Genomic DNA, 23,713 nt, shown 5'->3' on the forward strand with positions numbered 1-23,713 from the left:
TTGTAAGCATTGAAAGCCGATATAAGAGTTGCACTTGTAGGAAATCCAAATACCGGTAAATCAACTCTGTTTAATATACTAACCGGGTTAAATCAAAAGATCGGGAATTTTCCGGGGGTTACTGTTGATAAAAAAACAGGCTTTTGCCAACTGCCTGACGACCGTACGGCCGAAATAATTGACCTTCCGGGCACTTACAGCATCTACCCAAAAAGTAAAGACGAATCCATCGTGTTTTCGGTACTGGCCGATAAATCAAAAGGCATGGTGCCCGACCTGGTTGTGGTGATCCTTGATGCATCCAACTTAAAACGCAACCTGCTGCTTTATACCCAGATTGCCGATCTGAAGATCCCCGTAGTAGTGGCGCTTAACATGATAGATGTGTCGGACAAAGCGGGCATCAAAATAAACATTGATCTTTTTGCCAAAAAGCTTGGCGTACCGGTGGTGCCCATCTCCGCCAGGAAAAACACGGGTATCGATAAGCTTAAAAGTGCCATTGCTTTTTCCAATAACGTTCCGCTGCAGCAGGATACCATTGATATTGAAAGCATTGCCCCGGGCATTATAGCACAAATAAAAGGGGAGATGCAGGTTGAAAACCCTTATGTGGCTTTGCAGCTTGCCCATCAGCACGAAACCCTGAGCTATCTTTCAGCAGCCGAAAGCGACAGGATTGAACAGTTGGAGCAGGAACATGCTTTCCACTCGCAAAAAGCGCAGGCCACAGAAACTATCGCCCGTTACAACTTCATCAACGACCTGCTTTACGATACGGTTAAAAAGTCTGAAACGGCGCACGACGAAACCGTAAGCAACAAGATAGATAAGGTCCTCACCCACAAAGTATTTGGTTTTGTGATCTTCTTCGCCATCTTACTGTTCATATTCCAGGCTATCTTTTCATGGTCGGCCTACCCGATGTCGCTCATCGAAGACCTGTTTATCTGGCTGCAGGCTGGCGCTGCTAAAATATTGCCTGCCGGTCCGCTAAGCAGCCTGATCATCGACGGGGTACTTGCCGGCCTGAGCGGGGTACTGGTGTTTATACCGCAAATAGCCATCCTGTTTGCGCTGATCTCTATTTTAGAAGATACCGGCTACATGTCGCGCGTTACCTTTATGATGGATAAAGTGATGCGCAAGGTAGGGCTTAACGGCAAATCGGTAGTACCGCTTATCGGCGGTTTTGCCTGCGCGGTACCTTCTATTATGAGTACCCGCACCATCGAAAACTGGAAAGACAGGATGATCACCATCATGGTTACCCCCCTGGTGGCCTGCTCGGCCCGTTTACCGGTTTATACCCTGTTGATTGCCCTGGTAGTGCCTAACCGCAATGTTTGGTGGATTTTTAACCTGCAGGGCCTGGCGCTTACCGCTATGTATGTGCTCAGCATTTTTTCGGCCGTAATTGTGGCTTTTGTAATGAAGTTTATCCTGAAAGCCCGCGAACGCGGCTACTTTATTATGGAGCTGCCCGTGTACCGCATGCCAAGGTGGAAAAATGTGATCTTTACCATGTATGACCGTTCAAAAACTTTCGTACTGCAGGCCGGCAAGGTGATCATTGCCGTTTCCGTGATCCTGTGGGTAATGAAATCATACGGCCCTGGTGACAGGTTTGCGCAAATAGATAAAACTTATAGCCAGCCCCAATACACCAAAACGATGACGCCGGATAGCCTCACCAAAGTTATCGCGTCCGAAAAACTGGAAAACTCATACGCCGGCGTGTTTGGCCATGTTATTGAACCCGTTATTAAACCCCTTGGCTTCGATTGGAAGATAGGTATAGCCCTGATCAGCTCCTTTGCTGCCCGCGAAGTATTTGTTGGTACCATGGCCACCATTTACAGCGTGGAGGGCGATGCCGATAAGCTGCAGTCGGTTCAGGAAAAAATGCATGAGGCTAAGAACCCCGAAACCGGTCAGCCGGTGTTTACGCTGGCGGTGGCCTTCTCGCTCATGATGTTTTATGCCTTTGCCATGCAATGCGCCAGTACCGTGGCCGTAGTGTATCGCGAAACCAAAGACTGGCGATGGCCGGCTGCCCAGTTTGCCTATATGACCGCGCTGGCTTATACGGCGAGCTTCATTGTTTATCATTGGCTTAAGTAGCTTTTTAGTTTATGGTCTTTTTAGTCCATGGTCGATAGTCCATAGACCATGGCAATATACTTTAACCAAAAGTTTTTACTGCCACTGCTATTCGAAGTCTCTGACTTCGAATTTGATATGCATGTAGTTTGCAACTACATAATTACTTCAGGCTAAAACCAAAGAAGAACCAAGCGGTCTGTAGTTTGTAACTACAGACATATTCGTCCAAAGTCAGAGACTTTGAACAGCGAGGTAGTTTTATTAGTTCATGGTTTATTATACATATTCAGCCCATAGTTTCTGACTTTGTTTGGACTGCAAAGCTTAAGTAAATTTAATTCCTTATACAAGAAAGCTTTTTTATATTGGTGCATGCCAACTTTTAAAACAAAATTCAACTATCCCCTATATTTTTTCTTGTTAATAATAAGCTTGATTTTCTGCTTATTCTTATTGGCATTTTTATTAAGTGTCCCGCAAATTGTACAGGAACAAGGCATTCTGGAAGGGACAGGAATAATTATTGCTGGTCTATTTATGTTGGGTTATTTCTGTGCACAAATTGTGCAAATAATTTCAACTATTCGCTACGGGATTATCATTGCCGACAATGAAATTATTTTAAAAGACTATTTATTTTGGCAACGCCAGCACATAACCAATCAAATAAAAGGATATAGCTCGTCGTTTTACGGCTATAAAAATGATATTAAGTGTATTATCATTTATCTTGATAATAAAAAGCACATTAATTTACCCCACTATTTATATTGGAATTATAGCGAAATAGAACCGGCATTGAATATTCAAAAAATCACTTTTTTAGGCACTGAATTATTTAAATCAAATAATATAATTTTTAGGGCCTATCATTATGATGAATGATATGATCCTGAAATATGTGTATTGCCGTTCGATGTCTCCGATTTCGAATCCATATGCTTGTACTTCATACATATTCGTCCAAAGTCAGAGACTTTGAACAGCGGGTTTTTATGAACTATCGACTATGGTCTATCGATTACAAAAGTTTTACAAACTATCGACTATGGTCCATGGACTATCGACTACAAAACCTTACTTTTGTATTGAGGTAAAAATTGGATAAAGTAAAAGTTTTAGAGAAATATTTACCGGCAGAAGCAGCCCCGCTTGTTGCCCGGTGGATCGACTACTTCAAATGCGAATTTAAAATTTCGCGCAACCGCAACAGTAAATTTGGCGATTACCGCTCACCCTATGGCGGCAAAGGTCACCGGATCTCGGTAAATTACGACCTTAACCCCTATGCATTTTTGGTAACCACAGTACACGAGTTTGCGCACCTGCATACCTGGAACGAGCATAAGCAAAAAGCCAAACCCCACGGAACCGAGTGGAAAAATAATTTCAAAAAAATGATGCAGCCATTTTTTGAAAAGGAGATTTTTCCTGCTGATATAAAAAAAGCCATCGTAAACTATTTAGATAACCCCGCTGCTTCAAGCTGCTCGGATCTTAACCTGTACCGTTCGTTACGCAAATACGATCCACCCAAAGCATCCGAAGCAATTTTAACGGTAGAAAAGATCCCGCTTAAGGCATTATTTAAACTGAAGGATGGTAGGGTATTCCGCAAAGACGAAAAGCTGCGTAAGCGGTTTAAATGTACCGAAGTGGCAACCAAACGCATCTACCTGTTTAGCCCGGTGGCTGAGGTGGAATTATTAGAGGGAGCTACGGCGGCGTAGGTTACGTACTCCACGTTATTTAAAGCAAGTATTATAAAAAACGTCATTGCACCTTTAGAGGCCCCGGATTTTGCATACTACCCATGATATAATAAAATTACGGTCATGCTGAACTTGTTTCAGCACCCCACAAGAAAGGTAGACGATTTGCTTAGCATGCGGCTTAGCAAGTGGGGTGTTGAAACAAGTTCAACATGACGATGTTTTTTTAATTATGCCATGGGTAGATAAAAGCAATTCCAAACTGTACATAACGACTCTGGAATCGGAAATCACCTCCTGCCTCACAATGACGCTCGCTTAATTTGCCCAATTTTTCATCCTTCAACACCCAATCAATTTATTCCGTACTTTTACCGCATGGCAAAAGTTATATCATTTATAAATAACCCTTACCAGGAAAATACTTATATTTTGTATGATGAAACCGGCGAATGTGTGATCATTGATCCGGGCATGTATACTGCCCCCGAGCAAAACACCGTTGTTAATTTCATCAAAAACAATAACCTGAAGCCTGTTATGCTGCTCAATACCCATTGCCATGTTGACCATGTGCTGGGCAATAAATTTGTATTTGACCAGTATGGCCTTAAACCGCGCTTTCATGCCGGCGAATCGGAAGTACTGGCTGCTGTTGTTGCATATGCGCCATCTATGGGCTTTCGTTATGATGTATCGCCCATGCCCGATGAATACCTGCCCGAAACCGGCACTATCCGCTTCGGCAATACTACCCTGCACCTGATCTTTGCACCGGGCCATTCGCCTGCGCATTTGTGCTTTTACGATAAGGAAGACAAGGTCCTGATTGGCGGCGATGTGTTGTTCAGGCAAAGTATCGGTCGTACGGATTTACCGGGCGGTAACTTTACCCAGCTGATCAACAACATCGAAACAAAGCTGTTCACCCTGCCTGATGATGTTACTGTTTATCCGGGCCACGGCCCCGAAACAACTATCGGTTACGAAAAACAAAACAATCCGTTTTTAACTTAGTTAAAGCCTTAACAACGTTTTATCAAGCATAAGCAAAACCTGAACGTATAACCCCCAAACACAATTGAACACCTCCATTTACATAGCCAAGCGTTACCTGTTTTCGGGCAAAAAAATGCATGCTATTAATATCATTTCGGGCATTTCTATGCTGGGGGTGCTCATTGGCAGTGCGGCTTTGCTCATTATCCTCTCGGTTTTCAATGGTTTTGAAAAAGTTATCCTTTCGTTATACAGCAACTTTACGCCCGAAATTAAGATAGAGACTAAGCTTGGCAAAACCTTCAACCCCAATACGCCTTATTTCACTTCCCTGCATAAAGATGCCCACGTATTTTCCTTTACCGAAGTGCTGCAGGAAAAAGCCCTGATCAAATATGGCGATAAACCATTTTTGGGCACCGTAATGGGCGTGAGTGACGATTTTTTGAAAAACCCGCAGCTCGACAGTACCATAGCCAGCGGCTCGTTCACGCTTAAAAGCGGCAACCAAAATTTTGCTGTAATTGGTGCTACCATACAGGGTAACTTAGGCATTAATGTGCATGACGAGCTTTCGTCCATGCAAATCTATTCACCCCGGCGCGATGCAGAAAATTCGGCCAATCCCTTAAATGAATTTGTTGTACGCAGCATCAACCCCTCAGGGGTATTTGCCATACAGCAGGAGTTTGATGATATAGCTGTAACCCCCATCGGGTTTGCCCGCGACCTGCTTGATCAACCGGTAGATGTTTCTTCACTCCAGCTTAATTTTAAGCGGGGCACCAATATCGATGCCATGCAAAAAAACATCCAGGATAAAATAGGCAGGGACTTTACCGTAAAAAACCGAAAGGAACAAAACAGCGAGCTATACAAAACCCTTAATTACGAAAGCTGGGCGGTTTACATGATCCTTACCTTTGTACTGATCATCGCAATATTTAACATCATTGGCTCGTTAACCATGCTGGTTATTGATAAACGCAAGGACATAGCCATTTTAAGCGGACTGGGCGCCAATAAAAATATGATCCAGGGGATTTTCTTTTTTGAGGGAATGATGATCACGGCTATTGGCTGTATTATTGGCATAATGCTGGGCGCCATTTTTTGCCTGTTGCAGCAGCATTACGGCTGGATAAAAATGGGGGCCAAAATGTCGGTGCTGGACTCGTATCCCATCGATCTTAAAGTTAAGGATTTTGGTTTGGTACTGCTAACTGTTGGTGGCATTTCGGTAATAGCTGCCGGCATCAGCGCCCGTTTAAGTATTAAAGGATTGGATGAAATCAAACAGGATTTGTAAATTTGTTAAAATGGGTATGAGGTATATCAAAGTTTTTGTTTTGCTGCTTGTTGTTATTGCTGTTTACGCATGTAATAATGATGCCCATAAAAAAGACGGGGTTACGCTTTATAAAGGCCTGTACAGCGCCGGGCCCGAAATTAAATCATTTAAAGATTGCGACAGCGGCCAGGAGTTTTGGGCGGTTGACAGTTCGGCCCAGCTTGAATTACAGTATTCGCAGCTCAATTTTGAAAAACCTTACGAACCGGTTTACGTTGAGGTTGAAGGCATCAAATCAAAATCGGGCGATGTTGGCCGCGGATCCGAATATGACAGTACCCTCGTTGTAAAAAAGGTAGTAAAAATAACCAAAGAGATCCCGCAGGACGTATGTAATTAACACCCTGCCGTCATTGTTAATAAAAGCCAAAAACAATAACTTAGGCTTTTGCATTAAGCATTAAACACTCATCTGCCTTATCGGCGTTAACTAACAACCAATGGAATCAAAACGTCAGCAAAAATTTGCCGGAGTAATACAGGAAGACCTTGCAGCTATTTTTCAGCGCGAAGGCATGAATTATTTGCCTAATACCCTGGTAACCATAACCAAGGTGCGTGTAACGCCCGATTTGGCCATAGCCCGTATATTTTTAAGCTTTTTGGGCAATCCTAATGTACAAACCGCCTTGCATACCATCAAATCGCACGCTTCGGAAATCAGGTACAAACTGGGCGCCCGCATCAAAGACCAGGTAAGGATTATTCCGCAGCTTGAGTTTTTTGTTGATGATACCAGCGAATACGTTGAACGCATGGACAAGATCTTTGATAAGATCAGCAAAGAAGAACGCCAGCCCGATACCGAAGAAAACTAATAGCCACTGATGGACCGGCACACGCTGTTTGCTAATTACATTAACAATCATCCCGAAGCCATTGGCAAAGTGGTTGATTTTGATGCAGGTCATGACCGCCTTTACCATTTTGACCTTACTGCCGCCAATAAGGAGTTGACGGCAGAGGTCATTAACAGGCCGTCGATGTTTAGTCATTTAGTTAACGAAAAACTGCGTAGCAACAATTGCCGTTACGGTATTGGCGGGTACATGGAGCACCGTACCATTTATGCCTTCAGCAGTCATTTTGATACGGATGATGAACCCCGGCGCCTGCATTTAGGGGTTGATATCTGGAGCGATGCCGGAACGCCTGTATACGCCCCGCTCGATGGCATTGTACATAGCTACCAGGATAACAATACCATTGGCGATTACGGCCCAACCATCATTTTACAGCACAACCTTGACGGCTTAACCCTTTACAGCCTGTACGGGCATTTAAGCCGTAAAAGCCTGGAAGGGCTTGCCAAAGGCATGCCTGTATCAAAAAACCGGCAAATAGCAACCCTTGGCAATGCCGATGAAAACGGACATTGGCCGCCACATTTACATTTCCAGCTGATGTTTGATATGGAAGGCAAACAGGGCGATTATCCCGGAGTAGGTAAGTTTTCAGAAAAAGAGATCTGGCAGAGGAATATTCCTGACCCCGGGCTGATATTGAGGTTTCCTGATGCGGTGAATGTGGGGTAGCTATTGTTAGTGGAAGATAAAATCTCCATTCTGTTATGCCTGTTTCAGCACCGGGGCAAGTAAGCGGTGTTGAAATAAGCCAGCTGTTGTCCGGTAAAAGGAAATGCGATCAAAATACAAATATGCGGCGTTCGTTCGCATCATGCTATCCTCTACTCCAATATTAATCACCTGTTAATTAAAACATTTCCACAAACAATAACCGGCGAATAGGGTTTAACGACAAAAACCGACGCCCTATGAAACAATTCTTACTGGTACTTTCCGCCTTTTTATTTTGCTTTCACGATCATGTTTTTGCCCAGGATAAGTTAGATGGCGTTTATGCCGGATGCGAGTTTTCGCCAAGTCCGATATTTGGCGGAGGGATGAACAGAACTGACGTTGCTATACTATTCAGACCTGATGGCACCTTCAATTCCTCGCTTAACCGTGCCGACTGGCAAACCAACGTGAGCGGCAGGTACACCATAGGCAAAGGAGAGGTAACACTTAAATATACTAAAAGCTCGTCTGTTTATGGCATAACCAGGTATGGAAGCCTTTCCAATTATGCACATGAACTGTTTAAACTCCAGGGGAACATCATACCTCCGGGCTATTACTCATTCATCAGTGCTATGGGCGGCGGCGGCGCGGCCTATGGTACAACTTATGTAGGCGCTTTAAGTACACAGGGATTAAATTTTGATGGCAAGGGGCATTTTAGCAATTCGCGCTATTCGGGCTCAGTTGTAGCCGGCGAAAATGTTGGCGGGGGCAGTTCAAGCAGCCGGGACGGCAGCGGCACCTATAAAATAAACAAGGGGGTACTTACGCTCACCTATACCGACGGCCATACCGAACTACACAGCTTTTTTTGTGATATGGGCGGTAAAACCCGCATGGCTGTAGTTGATGGTCGGGTATTTTTTGTAGACAATGATGATAATACCACCACTAACAATACAAAATCATCAACTGCGGCTAAAAAAACGTCGGAAAACTCGCCCACAAATGCCGGCAATACCGCCGCGCCGGATGGAAAAACACTGCTTTTAAAAGCCAATGCCGCCCATGGCGGCGATAAACTGAACGCATTGAAAACCGCCCGTTTAACAGGCTCCGTTTCAGGGTTAAAAGTTGTTGAGCTGATTGATATCCCCAACAGCAAGGTGCGCGTTGAAATATGGAAAAACGGCAAACCGGTTTCGGTGCAACAAACCGAAGGCAATAACGGATGGCAATGGAGCAGCGGCAACAAGTCCGACCTGCCAGCCAATAGCGTTGCCGAGATAAAAACCGCCTTATACACCGGGGTTATTGGGTTACGCAAGTCATCGCTTGATCAAATGCAGATCATCAATACACAAAAAATCCCCAATAATGACATGTATACGGTTCAATGCAAGTTAAATGGCAACGAATACGTGTTTGCTATAAATAATCAAAACCAACTGATGGCTTATGGCTATAAGATAGGCGATAAAACCCTGTTTGCTATGCTGTCAGATCTTCGGCCGGTGCAGGGTATCACCATTCCTTATCGTGAGGCAACAACAAGCGGCCAGCAAAAACTTAATATTCAATATGACAACATGGATGTGAACCCTATTTTTGACGGGCAAAGCTGGGCGGTACCGGCCGGAAGCTAAATTTTATTTCAGGTAGATAATTTATTCGGCTTCAGGTACAAATAATCGTTCTTGAAATCGAGGATCATGTTGAAATGTTTTAGCAAGCCATTTCCAAGGTAATTTATTTCAAAGCCCATTGGGTTTCTGCCGCTTAATATAATGGCCGGCACATGTGTCTGCGCAAAACCGTTAATTCTGAAAAGCGGCGCTTCCACAATTTTCATCTCATATTTTACCCCGCGCGGATCGCTGATAGTTGACGATTTGATCAGCTTTAAATCCGTTGGGAAATTATTTTTGGCTACCCAGCCACTATCCAAAATAGCAGCCTGCTCAGAACCTGTATCCATTAAAAAATTACCGGTATAGCTTTTGCCACCTATTTCAAAGCTCCCGCTCGCGTAAGCAAAGGAATGCGTAAACCCAATTTTCGATTTAACATATCCTTTTTTTAATGACCTCTGTAGTTTAGTGTGGATAACGAGCACCTTTTCATCGTAATTAACTTCCACCTGTTTGCCTTCAAAAAGGTTCCAGCCAAAGCGGCCATCCATATCATCAGCGGTAATATTTGTAGGCAGAATTTCCTGGTTGCGCCAAATCATGCCCCCTATTTGCAGTTTGAGCGCTTTACTCATGTTATTATAATCAGGCTTCGCTTTACCCGCCAAAACATCGGCCTGGTTTGGCAGCAGCTTCGTTTTTTTCAGGATGGCATCCCTTGTAAAATGAAAATCAAAGGAGCTAAGGTCAAAATGCAGGTTCAGGGTATCAACGTCATTCATAATAGCCTTTACATGAATGGCATTATGGGCACTAAGCGTAAACGGAATGGTATCATTCGTAACGATATTGTTTTTCAATTTATCCTCTGGCGGTATAGCGCTTGCTATTTGCGTATAGCATGAATCCTTGCCGTTAAGCAGGATAATGAAGTTATACCTCGTGCCAGGCTTAATTTTTACCCTTATCGAATCGATATCGGTATAAAAGGTGACCCACTTTGCTGCCCGGGCCCTATCGGCAGTATAAACATCCGGCCTTGTTTTTGGCGAAAGCGACCAGGCGTTTTTATCCAAAAATCCGCCGTCATTGATGGCTACTTTTTTTGATGTAGCTTTGATCACAGGCAGTTTCGACTGGCCAAAAACAAGTCCGCCAGACAGCAGGAAGATAAACAGCAAAAAATGTTTCATCGTTTTTATGAGGTAAGGTGCCTAAAGATACAGCGGGAATAAATCTTTACAAAATACAACTGTAAATGAGCTGCATCCCCCTTAAAAAAACACAAAAGTTAAAACTTTTCAGTCATCACAGCTATTATATTAATAGCTATGAAAATCATTAATTAAAACAAAGTACTATGAACTCACTCCTGTATATAATTGCAGTCATCCTTATAATAGGATGGGCAATAGGTGTATTTTTCACATCAGTGGGCAGCCTGATCCACATTTTGCTGGTAATAGCTATTATCGCGCTTCTGTTAGGCGTAATCAGGCGGTCGACAGCTATATAACGCTGCTGAAAATATAAAATCTGTAGGCTATATAAGCTATCTGAACCTTGATTCGCTTGATTTGCAGATTACCTGATAAAATCAGAAAGTCTTTAAATCAAATGGATCAAGGTTTTTTGTATACTTGTTTAAATCATCAGGGAGAAATCCTTAATCAGGAGAATCAAGGTTTGAAAAATATATACATTTTATTATTTATGGCAGTTGCAGCCACCATCAGCGCATGCTCGCCTAAAGTACAACCCTTCGCTGCCACCAATAAAGTGTACCACAACCAAACCGATTCATTGGTAGAGGTGATTAGCCGCGAGCAGCCGGCCATGCTGGTTGACAGTGCGGGCGGCGCCATCCCTTCGGAATGGGTTGGCACCGTGAATTTTAACCTGCGCAAGCCCAATTACGTCATCATTCATTACACAGCGCAGGATTCGGTTAAACAAACCCTTACCACATTCACTTTGGTAAAACCGCAGGTGAGCGCGCATTATGTTGTGAGCAAAGACGGCAAAATTTACCATATGCTTAATGATTACCTGCGGGCCTGGCATGCCGGCATCAGTAAATGGGGCAGCATCAGCGATATGAACAGTTGTTCTATCGGTATAGAAATTGACAATAACGGTCACGAGCCCTTTAATGATGTACAGGTAAAAAGCCTGCTGGTTTTATTGGCGCAATTAAAGAAAACCTACAACATTCCGCAGGCAAATTTTATCGGTCACCAGGATATAGCACCATTGCGCAAACCCGATCCCGGGCCATTGTTCCCCTGGAAATTGTTAGCACAAAAAGGCTTTGGTTTTTGGCGCGAAGAACTGCTGGAGCTGCCACCTGATAATTTTGATTATGCTACAGCACTTAAGCTGATCGGCTATGATATCAGCAACCTCCCGGCAGCCATTGTTGCCTTTAAGCGGCACTTTGTGCAAACGGATGAAACACCCGTAATGACACAGTTGGATTTGAATATCCTTTATAATGTTTACAGGAAATATTGAGCAGCCCCTAAAGGGGCGAGCACAAGCGCAAGAATAACATTTATAAAGCATAACGCCCCGATACAACGAATGTGCCGGGGCGTTATGCTTTTAACCTCCTCCTTTAGGGGGCAGGGGGGCTAATCAATCCACTCAAACTTAGTATAAGGCACCAATACCTCCGGCACTTTAATCCCTTTTTCAGTTTGGTTATTCTCCAACAATGTGGCTACAATACGCGGCAAGGCCAGCGCGCTGCCGTTAAGCGTATGGGCCAATTGTGTTTTGCCCTCGGCATTGCGGAAACGGAGTTTTAGCCTGTTGCTCTGGAAAGTTTCAAAGTTTGATACAGATGAAACTTCCAGCCAGCGTTGCTGTGCGGCGCTCCAGGTTTCCATATCATAAGTTAAAGCAGAGCCAAAGCCCATGTCACCGCCGCAAAGGCGCAATACACGGTATGGTAAACCTAACTTTTGTAAAAGGCCCTGTACGTGGCTGCTCATCAGCTCCAATATTTCGTATGATTTATCCGGATGGGCAATGGTTACAATCTCTACCTTATCAAACTGGTGCAAACGGTTCAATCCGCGTACGTGCGCACCGTATGAACCAGCCTCGCGGCGGAAACATGGGGTGTGCCCGCAGTTACGAACCGGCAACTGATCTTCTTTCAATATTACTTCGCGGTACAGGTTGGTAATAGGCACCTCGGCAGTAGGGATCAGGTACAGGTTATCGATACCTACATGGTACATCTGTCCCTCTTTATCCGGCAGCTGTGATGTACCAAAGCCCGATGCTTCGTTTACCATCAGTGGCACGCTTACCTCGCTATAGCCTGCTTTCTCGGCTTCGTCAATAAAATAATTGATCAGGGCACGTTGCAGCTTGGCGCCTTTGTTTTTATATACAGGGAAACCGGCGCCGGTTATTTTAACGCCCAGTTCAAAATCAATCAGGTTGTATTTAGCGGCCAGTTCCCAGTGCGGTAGAGCATCGGCAGGCAGCTCGGGCCTGGTGCCATTCTCTAACACCACTTCATTATCTTCAGGGGTTAGGCCTTTAGGTACCGAGCTGTGCGGCAGGTTAGGCAGCAGTACCAGTTTTTGGTAAAGTTCCTCTTCGGTAATGGTAAGCAGGTCACCAAGCTTTTTGATCTCTTCTTTCCAGGCCCCGGTTTTGCCCTTAAGGCCTTCGGCTTCCTCTTTTTTACCGGCGCGCATCAGCTCGCCAATCTGTTTTGCAGCTGCATTAGCCTCGGCCGAAACATTATCCATACTGGTTTGGGTGGAGCGGCGTTTATCATCCAGCTCAATTATTTCATCAACCAGTTGGGACTGTTTAAAATTTTTTACAGCCAAACGTTCCAAAACCTGTTCCCGGTTATCACGGATATAACTAACTTGCAGCATTATTTTATTTTTTAGGCAAAGATATAATTAGTTCATAGTTTATGGTTCATAGTTCATAGCTGATTTATGAAATTTAAAAACCATCAAACCAATATCCATGAACTATGATCTATGAACCATGAACCAAACTGGCAAACTATACTTAGTCCCCACCCCGATAGGTAATCTGGAGGATATGACCTTCAGGGCTATCCGCGTATTGAAGGAAGTGGACCTGATACTGGCTGAAGACACCCGTACTTCTGCCCCGATGCTGAAACACTTCGAGATCCATCAAAAAGTATTTGCACATCATCAGCACAACGAGCATCAATCAAGTAACGAGATCATTAAATTTTTGCTGCAAGGGAAAAATATCGCGCTCATTTCGGATGCCGGTACACCGGCGATATCTGATCCCGGTTTTTTTCTTGTTCGCGAAGCTTTAAAGTTTAATATCGCTGTGGAATGCCTGCCCGGCGCCACCGCTTTTGTGCCGGCGCTGGTTAACTCGGGTTTTCCTACCGATAAGTTTTGTTTCGAGGGTTTTTTACCGTTGAAAAAAGGTCGCCAAACCCGGTACAAATTTTTAGCCGAAGAGGAACGGACCATCATACTATATGAGTCGCCCCACCGTTTGTTAAAAACGCTGGATGAAATGGCAACGTATTTTGGTGCCGACAGGCAGATCTCGGTATCGCGCGAGCTTACCAAAATGTTTGAAGAAACCGTGCGGGGTACAGTTACCGAAGTAAAAGAATACTTTGAAACGCACCCCATGAAAGGCGAGTTTGTAATGTGTGTTGCCGGTGCGGCGGCTAAACCGGCAAAGGGGAAGTATGACAGAGATGAAGAGGAAGAGTAACTTATAAGCACAAATCATGTCATTGCGAGGTACGAAGCAATCGCATGCTATACAAAGCGGCTGTGCTTCCGTGCGATTGCCGCGCTGTGTTCGCAATGACATAATTAATATAAGTAAATAATTAAACTGTTTTAAGGCTGTTGCACAGGCGCGTTAGGGATAGAAGCGTAAAGCCCACAGCGCGGGCTGGGTTTGCGGGCAGGAAAGGCGAGGACTTGCAGCGGATAGCCCGGCCGCAGGCAACGCCCATATTATAAAACAAATCAAAAAAATTACACTTAACAATCAACAACTTAGATAACGTCATTATAAGACATGAAGCAATCCCAAACTTTACAGAGCGACTCTGCTCATCGGGGATTGCTTCGTACCTCGCAATGACGGTTCTGAATAAATACAGCGACAACTGAATAATACATTGTCACCCTACATGAAAAAAAACCTACCATTAGCCATACTATCAGGCTTACTTTTGTGGATAGCCTGGCCGCCTACCCCTTATACTACGTTTTTGCTTTTCATCGGCTTTGTGCCCATGCTGCTGGCTATTGAAAACATTATTAATGATGATAAGCCTAAAAAAGGCAGACGGGTATTTAATGTAACTTTCATTGGCTTTTTTATCTGGAACTCATTATCTGTTTACTGGGTTTATAACGCGCTTAAAATAGTGGGCGAGGTAGTGGCCATTCCCATAACGCTCATCCCCTATTCGCTTGGGCCGCTGTTAATGGCTGCTGCTTTCTGGTTATATTACCGGTTGAGACTGGTCGCTCCCCGCTGGATCGCACTCATTGGGTTGGTTTGTTTCTGGATCGGCTATGAATACCTGCACCAAAGCTGGGACTTATACTTTCCCTGGATGACACTTGGTAACGGCTTTGCCGTAGCTCATCAGTGGGTTCAATGGTATGAATATACCGGCGTGTACGGGGGTACCATATGGGTCTGGGTGGTGAACATCCTGGCTTTTTTAATTTATACAAGCCTTCGTGAAGCTCAAACCAAACGCCTGAGAATGGTATTGATCACAGCGATTGTAATTGTTGTAGCAGCCCCTCTTGGCTGTTCACTATTGGTTTACCATAGCTATGTTGAAGAAGTAAACCCATCAAACATCGTTATTGCCCAGCCAAACATAGATCCGTACGAAAAAGATGGCACCATCCCTGCCGCTTTACAGCTCGATATCCTGATCCGCCTTTCAACCCAGGTGGCACAGCCAAACACCGAATTTTTTATCTGGCCCGAAACAGCTATCCCCGCGCCTGTTTATATTAACGAAGAACAGATAGGCCAAAATGATTTTATTAAGCAAGCCCAGCTTTTTTTACGGAAGTACCCGAACGGTAACCTGGTTACAGGCGCCGAAACATACAGGCTATATAACAACAGGGCAACACCAACGGCTGTTCCCTCTCCGTGGGGCGGCGACCAGTTTGCTGATTTTTACAGCACTGCCCTCAACATTGAAAATGGCGACCGCATCCAAACTTACCATAAATCACGTTTGGTACCCGGAGCCGAATCATTACCTTTTGGCGATGCGCTCTCATTCCTGAAACCCGTATTTGAACATTTAGGCGGCGCAACCGGCAATTATGCTCCCGAAAAGGATGCCAAGGTGCTTTATTCGCAAAGCGGTATCGGGGTCGATCCTGTTATTTGCTATGAATCGATATGGGGAGGGTACATTGCCCGCTCTGTTAAAAAAGGAGCGCAGTTTATCGCCATTATTACCAACGATGGCTGGTGGGAAAATACTTCGGGTAAGGACCAGCATTTAGATTATGCCAAACTTCGCGCCATTGAAACCCGCCGCTGGGTTTGTCAATCGGCTAATACCGGCATCTCCGGGTTTATAAACCAGCGCGGCGATGTGGTTAAACATACCGAATGGTGGGTTAAAACCTCTATCAAACAAGATATCAACCTCAACAGCGAACTTACATTTTATGTTAAACACGGCGATTATATCCCGCAAGCCGGCAGTGGATTGGCAGGGCTTGGCATGATGTTTTTACTGGGGGTAAGATTGAGGAAAAAACAAACGTTAACGGCTTAGGAGGTCAACATATAAGCTGTTAATCAAGTACAGAAAGAGTGGTTTTGATGATATCATCAAAAAAAGCTTTATCGGCTGTGGCTTTGGCTGATACCTGCATGCCTCTTACCGCGTTCATGATGAACCGGGCCAGCGCAAGGGAATCCTGGGGGTTACGGATCTCACCACTGTCCTGCCCTTTTTTTATAGCACGAAGAACCGCGTTCTCAAATTGCTGCTCATTCCGGCATATCACATTTTTAACTTCGGAATCATGCGATGCCAGTTCAATTTCGGCATTTACCATGAAACAACCTTTTCGTTGTTCATCATTTAACAAATCGCGCATGGTAAGTTCCAAAAGTTTCTTTATAGCTTCTTTTGCCGATGCTGTATTATTTATAATATCACACATCTGGTTCCCGCCGAACTTCTGATAGCTATCCAGGGCTTTAATATACAAAGCGTGTTTATCGCCAAAAGTATCGTACAAACTTGAGCGACTAATGCCCAGGCCGTCCACCAAATCCTGCATGGACGTGCCATTGTAACCCTTATGCCAAAAAATGCAAACGGCCTTGCTCAATACTTCGGCTTCATCAAAATCTTTACTTCGTGCCATAACAGAAAAGCTTTACCCGTTTAATGGGCAAAGCTATTCATTTTTAATTAATTGTTAATCTGCATTCTCTTTAGCCACCCTAAATGACCCTGAGGTGCGTTATTTATCTTACACCACCACTGGCTAAGATAATTTCGCCGGTTAACCAGCGTGAATCGTCAGAGGCCAGGAATACCGCAACAGGTGCAATATCATCCGGCTGACCTATACGGCCAAGCGGCGTAGTTTTTTCAAGCTCAGCCTGGAAATCGCTGCCTATAAAACCTGCTGTATGTGTGCCTTCGGTTTCAACCATCCCCGGGTTAATAGCATTTACACGGATTTTTTTAGGACCAAGCTCTCTTGACAAAACCTGTGTAATAGAATCAACCGCACCTTTGGTGCCTGTATAAATAGCACTTTGCGGAGGAGTAATACGGGTTACGGTTGAGCTTATGTTGATTATGCTACCGCCTTTATCACCAAAGCTATTTACCGCTCCCTGGGTAGCAAGTAATAAGCCGAGTACATTGATATCAAACTGGCGGTGGAATTCTTCTTCGGTTACAGCTTCTATCGGTGTAAACTGATATACACCGGCATTGTTCACCAAAACATCAACACCACCGAAAGCTTCTTTGGTTTCTGCAAAAAGACGATCAACGTCAGCCTTTTTTGCTACGCTGCCTTGTACAGCGATAGCTCTGCCACCTTCGGCTGTAATTTCGGCAACCACTTTATCCGCACCGTTTTTATCCGATGCATAATTTACTACTACTGCAGCACCTGCCGAAGCCAGACTTTTAGCTATACCTGCACCAATACCTTTTGATGCCCCTGTTACTACTGCTACTTTGTTTTCTAATTTTTTCATTTTCTGGAAGATTAATTTAATTTTGGAATAATCGTTCCGCAAATATAAACCCATTTCGGAACAATCATTCCATAATTAATTTTTATTAGTCTGGGATGACAAATGCATAGGTATGGTCATTCAGGGAACCACTTTAAATTTATTGCAGCTTTTTCATTAGGCAGATGTAGCTGATAAGTTAAAAGATTATGTCATGCCGAATTTATTTCGGCATCTCATAGGATGTTTACGCCTGCAATGTCTTCGCCTTGTCTCTGGCAGACCTATCCTGTGACTATCTGCATGGTGAGATGCCGAAATAAATTCGGCACGACGAGGAGTGTTTTAAAGCGAGTCCTTAGGAGTCCTACTCTTCTGTTGCCATTTCATTCCTTTTCAGGATAAAGGCCATCAGGTCATTTATCGGGTGTTTGATGATCTTGCCGGTTTTTACGCCGTGCAGGTGGCATAATGAGATAAGTTCTTCGGAGAACGAATAAGCTATGGAGCCAACAAAGTGGCATTTGTATTTATGATATTCGGGGTATGATTTGATATTGGTTTCAATAAACTCCACCAAACCGTCAACCAGCATGGAATGCCCGTATTCGGTAGTTTTTATTTCGCTTACAAACTTACTGAACGATGCCAGGTAGGTATTGGCATTAGGCTTTTGATACACATTTTTGATCACGATCTCCTTATTCAGATGGTAAGCCTTATCAAACTTCTGGCTGATATCATACGGCATATTGCCATATAAAAAATCAGTGATCAGCTTTTTTCCAAACCAGGTGCCTGAGCCTTCATCGCCCAAAACAAAACCAAGACCATGCTGCCCGTCATAGATTTCTTCGCCGTCAAAAAAAGAGATATTACTGCCCGTGCCCATCACGCAGCAAATTCCCTTTTCCTGGCCGCAGGTTGCATAAGCGCAACCCAGCAGGTCGCTGTCAACACTGATGTAAGCTTTATTAAAATGTATGCTCAGGGCGTTTGATACGATCTCGTGCCGGTCGGGGCTGCTGCACCCTGCACCAAAAAAGTAAATCTCGGAAATCCGGGCAGCAAACGCCACCATTTCAGGGGCCTGCTCCAATACAATCCGTGCTATCTCTTTTTCGGTTAAAAAATAGGGGTTTAATCCCGCGGTAAGGAATGAGCGGGTTTCCTGGTCTGAAACGGTCAGCAGCCAATCGGTTTTTGATGATCCGCTATCTGCAACTAAGATCATTGACAAATTTCTTCAAGCGCTTTAACAGTAAGTGGCTTATGAATAAACTGTGTAATATGCTTATTATCTTCCGATTCCCTGATATCGGTAGGATCGAGTGATGATGATAACATATATATTTTTATCCTTTTTTTAGCAATATCCAAACCGGCAAATTCCTGCAAAAACTCAAAGCCGCTCATCATTGGCATCCTGATATCTAAAAAAATAACATCGGGGTTTACCGATCCGCTTTTTAATGATTCAATGGCCTCCATCGGTGATTGGCGCACAATGATATTTTCGGCAAAGTTGCTGCTCTCCAAAACCCTGCGCGTTATAAAGCTATCAATGTAATTATCATCAATAAGCAAGCAGGTTTTGAAAGGGGCGGTCATGATTCAAAAATAAGTTTTTAAACTTATTATTAAAATATTTTTTATTTGATGTTAATGCTGTTAGTTATTTGTTTTAACATGATCTCGGCTTGTTTGCTTTGGTATTGCGCGGCAAAGAATTTTGATTGCGCGTCAAGATAATTACGCTGTGCTTCCCTTACCTCAAGCGGGGTAATATTACCTAACTTATATTTATCAAGCGTAATATCCAGGTTTTTTTTGTTAAGGTTTACGTTGGCTTCCTCCAGTTTTACCAGGTCAAGGCCCGAAAGATATGCCACAAACAGGCTGTTGATCTGGCCTTCAATATCCAGTTTGGTTTGTTTGGCAGCAATGCCGGCATTCTCAATCTGGATCTTTGCATTTTTTTCGCGCCTGTTTTGGTTAAAGCCATTGAATATATTGATGCTTGCAGTGAGGCCGTAATTAAAACCATGCACATTTTGCGACAGCGTAAAACCTGCCGGCGTTTTGCTGTTGGTAAACGTATAGCCCGATGTTACCCCTACCTGCGGATACCGCGTAGCGCGCACCTGTTTAAGGTTGATCTCGGCCAGGCGCTGGTTTATTTGTGCCGATAGTATTGCCGGGTTTTGAAGCTGCGCGTTGTTGATCACATCGGCCAGCGCCAGTTTTTCATCAACTATTATAGTATCGGCAACAGAAAAATCGGTTTGCAGATCGCGGATCAGCAATTGGTTAAGCTGTATTTTAGTTGTCTTAAATTGCTGGTACTGGATTACCAGGTTACCGGTATCCGTATTCAGGTTTACCTGGGCATTCAATACTTCCAATCGCGAGGCCCTTCCTACAGCAAACTTATCGTTGGCAATGCGCAACTGCGTACGGGAAATATCAATAGCTCCTTTTAATGCCTTGATCTGTTCGTTTTGACTGATCAAATTATAATAGGTATCGATAACACCGGCAACTGTTCGCTGTACGGTATCCTGTAATTGCAGTACACCCAGTTTATCCATCTGCTTTAGCTGATCATAATTTGCAAACATGGCAAAGCCGTCAAAAATTGTCCAGTTAAGGTTTACACCGTAGTTATTGTTGGAGTTTTTGGCATTGCGGATATTGTTAACCGTACCATCATTACGGGTTTGCTTGGTAGTTTGGCGGCTGTTGTTGTCGTTAAAGTCGCCGGTAACTACCGGTAAAATGCCGGCATTACCAAGCGTAACGTTGTTTGATGCTATGGTTGAGTTATTTTGCGACAACTTGATGTTATAGTTGTTTTTCAGGGCTATTTCAACCGCATCTTTTAAAGTAAGTAAGGGCGCATCCTGCTGGGCTAATGCAATGGTTGATACCATTGCAAAACAACAAACCAGGCAGGCTATTTTCTTGATCATCATATTATATTACAGGTTTTCGATCAGTTTAGGTTCTTGATGGTGCGGGTGACGGGCGGCTTCGGCTATTTCAGCTTCGGCAGCCAGGTCCTCAGGATCGTGGTCATGGTCTTTACGGGTTTTAGCAGCCAGCAGCAAATACATCATCGGGATAATATAAAGCGTTAATACTAATGAAAACAGCATCCCGCCCATAATCACAATACCTAATGAAACACGGCTTTTTGCACCTGCGCCCAGCGCAAACGCAATAGGCACAGATCCAAGCACTACGGCTAAGCTGGTCATTAATATAGGCCGTAAACGTGCTGTGGCAGCTTCAACAACAGCCTCATATTTAGCTACCCCCTGTTCCATCCGCTGGTTGGCAAATTCCACAATCAGGATCCCGTTCTTGGTTACCAGCCCCACAAGGGTGATGATCCCGATCTCGCTGAAAATATTGAGCGTTTGGTTAAACAGCCACAGCGATAAAAACGCGCCCGAAATAGCCAGCGGCACGGTAAGCATCACAATAAACGGGTCCATAAAGCTTTCAAACTGGGCTGCCAGTACCAGGTAGATCAGCAGCAAGGCAAAACCAAAAGCAAAAAGGATGTTCGACGAGCCTTCGGCATAGTCACGTGACGGGCCGCTCAGCGCTGTACTAAAGGTATCATCAAGTAAGCCTTTGGAGATCCTGTCCATCTCCTTAATACCATCGCCAACAGTATAACCCGGCGCCAGGCCAGCAGATACTGTTGCCGATTTGTAACGGTTAAAGTGATAAATTGCAGGCGGTGTAGCACCTTCTGTTGTTTTAACCACGTTATCCAGCTGCACCAAAGTCCCTTTTGAGCTGCGCACGTAAATAGACCGCAGGTCAAGCGGCTGATCACGGTTAGCGCGGTCAACCTGTGCTATTACCTGGTATTGTTTCCCGTTTATCAGGAAATAATCCAAACGGCCGGCACTGTAATATAATTGCAGCGTTTGGGCAATATCATCAACCGAAACACCCAGGTCGCGGGCACGTTCACGATCGGTAACTACACGCAGTTCGGGTTTGGTAAATTTCAGGTTAACATCTGTTCCCTGGAAAACGGGGCTTTTGGACACCTCGGCAAAAAACGTTGGCAACACCTTCCGGATCTTTTCAAAATCCTGGTTCTGGATAACGTATTGCACCGGTAGCGATGTTTTTGAGCCCGAACCACCACCGCTGATGGTTTGTTCCTGCACCACAATGGCGCGGGCATCGGGCATTTTGCGTAGTTTACCGTTAAGCCAGTCGGCAAGTTCCTGCTGGGTGCGCACACGTTTATCAGGCGCAACCAGCCCTACCCTGCCAAAGCCGGTATTTGAAGCACCGCCGCCGCCAAATGATGGGGAAACAATTTCAAGGTTAACGTTTGCCTCCGGGATCGAATCCTCAACAAGGTTAGACACTTTATCCATGTACCTGGTCATGTACTCATAAGTTGCCCCCTCCGAACCGGTAACACTATAACGAAGCAAACTGCGGTCATCAAGCGGTGCAAGTTCTGATGGTATAACATTAACCAGGATGCCGATGATGACGACAGATGCCGCGAGGATGACGAACGACACCCATTTACGCTTCATAAACTTAATGAGCGATTCGGTATACGAAGTGGTCATGTTAATGAAGAAGGGCTCTGTTTTTTCGTAAAACCTTGATTTCTTTTGGTTTTTACGGATCAGCTTTACGTTAAGCATTGGTGTTAATGACAGGGACACGAATGCCGATATCAATACCGCACCGGCTACCACCACCGCAAACTCACGGAATAAACGGCCGGTGAAACCCTGTAAAAACACAATGGGTAAAAATACAGCCGCCAGCGTAACCGATGTAGATACCACCGCGAAAAAGATCTCGGCCGAGCCTTCAAAAGCTGCCTTACGGATAGCCATGCCCGCCTCTACCTTTTTATAGATGTTTTCCGTTACCACGATACCGTCATCCACCACCAGGCCTGTTGCCAGTACTATCCCCAAAAGGGTTAATATATTGATGGAAAACCCGAAGATGTACATGATAAAGAACGCGCCGATAAGCGATACCGGGATATCGATGAGCGGCCGGAAAGCGATGAGCCAATCGCGAAAGAAAAGGTAGATAATAATTACCACCAGTACAAAGGCCACAATCAGCGTTTCCTGCACTTCAGATATCGACTGGTTAATGAACCGCGTATTATCCAGCGCCACTTTTACAGAGATATCGGGCGGCAGGTCTTTTTTGATCTGCTCTAAACGTACATAAAAATCCTTCGCTATCTGTACGTAGTTGGCGCCCGGCTGCGGCACTAAAGCCAAACCAACCATTGGCACACCCGATTCCTTAAATATCGTTTCTTCGTTTGCCGAGCCAAGCACAGCATACCCTACATCTTTAAGACGGATAACCCGGTTGCTGTCTGCACGGAGGATCAGGTTATTAAAATCCTGCTCTGTAGCCAGTTTGCCCAGTGCCCTGATGGTTACCTCGGTATTGTTACCTTCAATTTTACCCGCCGGCAGCTCCACGTTCTCTTTAGCCAAAGCGGCGCCAATATCAGTAGCCGTAAGCCCCTGCGCCGAAAGTTTGGCCGGATCAATCCACAGGCGCATAGCATACTGGCGCTGCCCCTGTACGTTAATGGAACTTACACCGGGGATGGTTTGCAGGCCTTCCAATAAAACGTTCTCGGCGTAATCGTCAAGCTGGTTGATGTTACGGATATTACTGCTAACGGTAAGGGTAATGATCTGGTCAGCGCTGGCGTCGGCCTTGGTTACCACGGGCGGGGCGTTAATATCCTGCGGCAACTGGCGCTGGGCCTGGCCCACTTTATCGCGCACGTCGTTCGCCGCGGTTTCCAAATCGGCATCAAGGTCAAACTCAACCGTGATATTGCTTTGCCCAACCGAACTGGTCGACGATATATTACGGATTCCCGGTACACCGTTGATAGATTTTTCAAGCGGTTCGGTGATCTGCGATTCAATTACATCGGCATTGGCACCGGAGTAACTGGTGGATACCGAAATGATGGGCGGATCCACCGAAGGGAAATCGCGCACACCTAAAAATTTGTAGCCGATAATACCGAACACAACAATAACTACAGACATTACTGTTGCCAATACCGGCCTTTTAATACTTACTGAGGATAAGCTCATATCG

The 23,713-nt window shown here is 44.7% G+C and carries 21 protein-coding genes; 13 read left to right on the forward strand and 8 right to left on the reverse strand.

Annotated elements, in window-relative coordinates:
• Nucleotides 1-9: 9 nt before the first annotated feature.
• The 9 genes from feoB (at nt 10) to SNE26_RS22705 (ending at nt 9,337) form a co-directional block, all read left to right on the forward strand.
• The gene (gene feoB / locus SNE26_RS22665) at nt 10-2,124 is read left to right on the forward strand and encodes a ferrous iron transport protein B (protein ID WP_321556151.1); all 2,115 of its coding nucleotides are present in this window, start codon (nt 10-12) and stop codon (nt 2,122-2,124) included.
• Between the two features lie 354 nt (nt 2,125-2,478).
• The gene (locus SNE26_RS22670) at nt 2,479-2,991 is read left to right on the forward strand and encodes a hypothetical protein (protein ID WP_321556152.1); all 513 of its coding nucleotides are present in this window, start codon (nt 2,479-2,481) and stop codon (nt 2,989-2,991) included.
• Nucleotides 2,992-3,206: 215 nt separating this feature from the next.
• The gene (locus SNE26_RS22675; protein ID WP_321556153.1) at nt 3,207-3,836 is read left to right on the forward strand and encodes a SprT-like domain-containing protein; all 630 of its coding nucleotides are present in this window, start codon (nt 3,207-3,209) and stop codon (nt 3,834-3,836) included.
• 360 nt (nt 3,837-4,196) lie between these two features.
• Complete coding sequence (locus tag SNE26_RS22680) at nt 4,197-4,835, forward strand: MBL fold metallo-hydrolase (protein ID WP_321556154.1); 639 nt, start codon at nt 4,197-4,199, stop codon at nt 4,833-4,835.
• Between the two features lie 64 nt (nt 4,836-4,899).
• The gene (locus SNE26_RS22685) at nt 4,900-6,126 is read left to right on the forward strand and encodes an FtsX-like permease family protein (RefSeq protein ID WP_321556155.1); all 1,227 of its coding nucleotides are present in this window, start codon (nt 4,900-4,902) and stop codon (nt 6,124-6,126) included.
• A gap of 16 nt (nt 6,127-6,142) precedes the next feature.
• A complete protein-coding gene (locus tag SNE26_RS22690; protein WP_090532839.1) occupies nt 6,143-6,508 on the forward strand; it encodes a hypothetical protein in 366 nt (121 codons plus the stop codon).
• Between the two features lie 100 nt (nt 6,509-6,608).
• Complete coding sequence (rbfA, locus tag SNE26_RS22695) at nt 6,609-6,986, forward strand: 30S ribosome-binding factor RbfA (RefSeq protein WP_090532309.1); 378 nt, start codon at nt 6,609-6,611, stop codon at nt 6,984-6,986.
• Nucleotides 6,987-6,995: 9 nt separating this feature from the next.
• Nucleotides 6,996-7,703 carry a peptidoglycan DD-metalloendopeptidase family protein gene (locus tag SNE26_RS22700; RefSeq protein WP_321556156.1) on the forward strand — a complete coding sequence of 236 codons (708 nt, stop codon included), beginning with the start codon at nt 6,996-6,998 and terminating at the stop codon, nt 7,701-7,703.
• 239 nt (nt 7,704-7,942) lie between these two features.
• A complete protein-coding gene (locus tag SNE26_RS22705; protein WP_321556157.1) occupies nt 7,943-9,337 on the forward strand; it encodes a hypothetical protein in 1,395 nt (464 codons plus the stop codon).
• Nucleotides 9,338-9,345: 8 nt separating this feature from the next.
• Here the strand turns inward: SNE26_RS22705 and SNE26_RS22710 are convergent, their stop codons facing one another.
• A complete protein-coding gene (locus SNE26_RS22710) occupies nt 9,346-10,515 on the reverse strand; it encodes a hypothetical protein (protein WP_321556158.1) in 1,170 nt (389 codons plus the stop codon).
• A 167-nt stretch (nt 10,516-10,682) separates the two neighbouring features.
• On the opposite strand from SNE26_RS22710, the gene SNE26_RS22715 reads away from it, so the two are divergent.
• Both SNE26_RS22715 and SNE26_RS22720 read left to right on the forward strand, forming a co-directional pair.
• Entirely contained in the window at nt 10,683-10,838 is a 156-nt protein-coding gene (locus SNE26_RS22715; protein WP_321556159.1) for a lmo0937 family membrane protein, read from the forward strand.
• Between the two features lie 197 nt (nt 10,839-11,035).
• Nucleotides 11,036-11,836 carry an N-acetylmuramoyl-L-alanine amidase gene (locus SNE26_RS22720; RefSeq protein ID WP_321556160.1) on the forward strand — a complete coding sequence of 267 codons (801 nt, stop codon included), beginning with the start codon at nt 11,036-11,038 and terminating at the stop codon, nt 11,834-11,836.
• Between the two features lie 119 nt (nt 11,837-11,955).
• Here the strand turns inward: SNE26_RS22720 and serS are convergent, their stop codons facing one another.
• Nucleotides 11,956-13,227, reverse strand: a complete 1,272-nt coding sequence (serS, locus tag SNE26_RS22725) for a serine--tRNA ligase (protein ID WP_321556161.1) — start codon at nt 13,225-13,227, stop codon at nt 11,956-11,958.
• A gap of 118 nt (nt 13,228-13,345) precedes the next feature.
• Between serS and rsmI the strand changes: the two genes are divergently transcribed.
• Both rsmI and lnt read left to right on the forward strand, forming a co-directional pair.
• A complete protein-coding gene (gene rsmI, locus SNE26_RS22730) occupies nt 13,346-14,071 on the forward strand; it encodes a 16S rRNA (cytidine(1402)-2'-O)-methyltransferase (protein ID WP_321556162.1) in 726 nt (241 codons plus the stop codon).
• Between the two features lie 430 nt (nt 14,072-14,501).
• Entirely contained in the window at nt 14,502-16,136 is a 1,635-nt protein-coding gene (lnt, locus tag SNE26_RS22735; RefSeq protein ID WP_321556163.1) for an apolipoprotein N-acyltransferase, read from the forward strand.
• Nucleotides 16,137-16,155: 19 nt separating this feature from the next.
• On the opposite strand, the gene SNE26_RS22740 is transcribed toward lnt, so the two are convergent.
• From SNE26_RS22740 to SNE26_RS22765, 6 genes are all read right to left on the reverse strand, one after another.
• The gene (locus SNE26_RS22740; RefSeq protein ID WP_321556164.1) at nt 16,156-16,737 is read right to left on the reverse strand and encodes a TetR/AcrR family transcriptional regulator; all 582 of its coding nucleotides are present in this window, start codon (nt 16,735-16,737) and stop codon (nt 16,156-16,158) included.
• 103 nt (nt 16,738-16,840) lie between these two features.
• Nucleotides 16,841-17,590, reverse strand: a complete 750-nt coding sequence (locus SNE26_RS22745; protein ID WP_321556165.1) for a glucose 1-dehydrogenase — start codon at nt 17,588-17,590, stop codon at nt 16,841-16,843.
• A gap of 346 nt (nt 17,591-17,936) precedes the next feature.
• Nucleotides 17,937-18,803 (reverse strand): N-acetylglucosamine kinase, encoded by an 867-nt coding sequence (locus SNE26_RS22750; RefSeq protein ID WP_321556166.1) that lies wholly within the window; start codon nt 18,801-18,803, stop codon nt 17,937-17,939.
• Nucleotides 18,800-19,180 carry a response regulator gene (locus SNE26_RS22755; RefSeq protein WP_321556167.1) on the reverse strand — a complete coding sequence of 127 codons (381 nt, stop codon included), beginning with the start codon at nt 19,178-19,180 and terminating at the stop codon, nt 18,800-18,802. Before SNE26_RS22755 ends, SNE26_RS22750 begins: the two co-directional genes overlap by 4 nt.
• Before the next feature lie 41 nt (nt 19,181-19,221).
• Nucleotides 19,222-20,544: a TolC family protein gene (locus SNE26_RS22760; RefSeq protein ID WP_321556168.1), complete on the reverse strand. Its 1,323-nt coding sequence runs from the start codon at nt 20,542-20,544 to the stop codon at nt 19,222-19,224.
• 6 nt (nt 20,545-20,550) lie between these two features.
• Entirely contained in the window at nt 20,551-23,709 is a 3,159-nt protein-coding gene (locus SNE26_RS22765) for an efflux RND transporter permease subunit (RefSeq protein ID WP_321556169.1), read from the reverse strand.
• Between the last annotated feature and the right edge of the window lie 4 nt (nt 23,710-23,713).

It is taken from the genome of Mucilaginibacter sp. cycad4, from assembly GCF_034263275.1.
Classification (GTDB): Bacteria; Bacteroidota; Bacteroidia; order Sphingobacteriales; family Sphingobacteriaceae; genus Mucilaginibacter.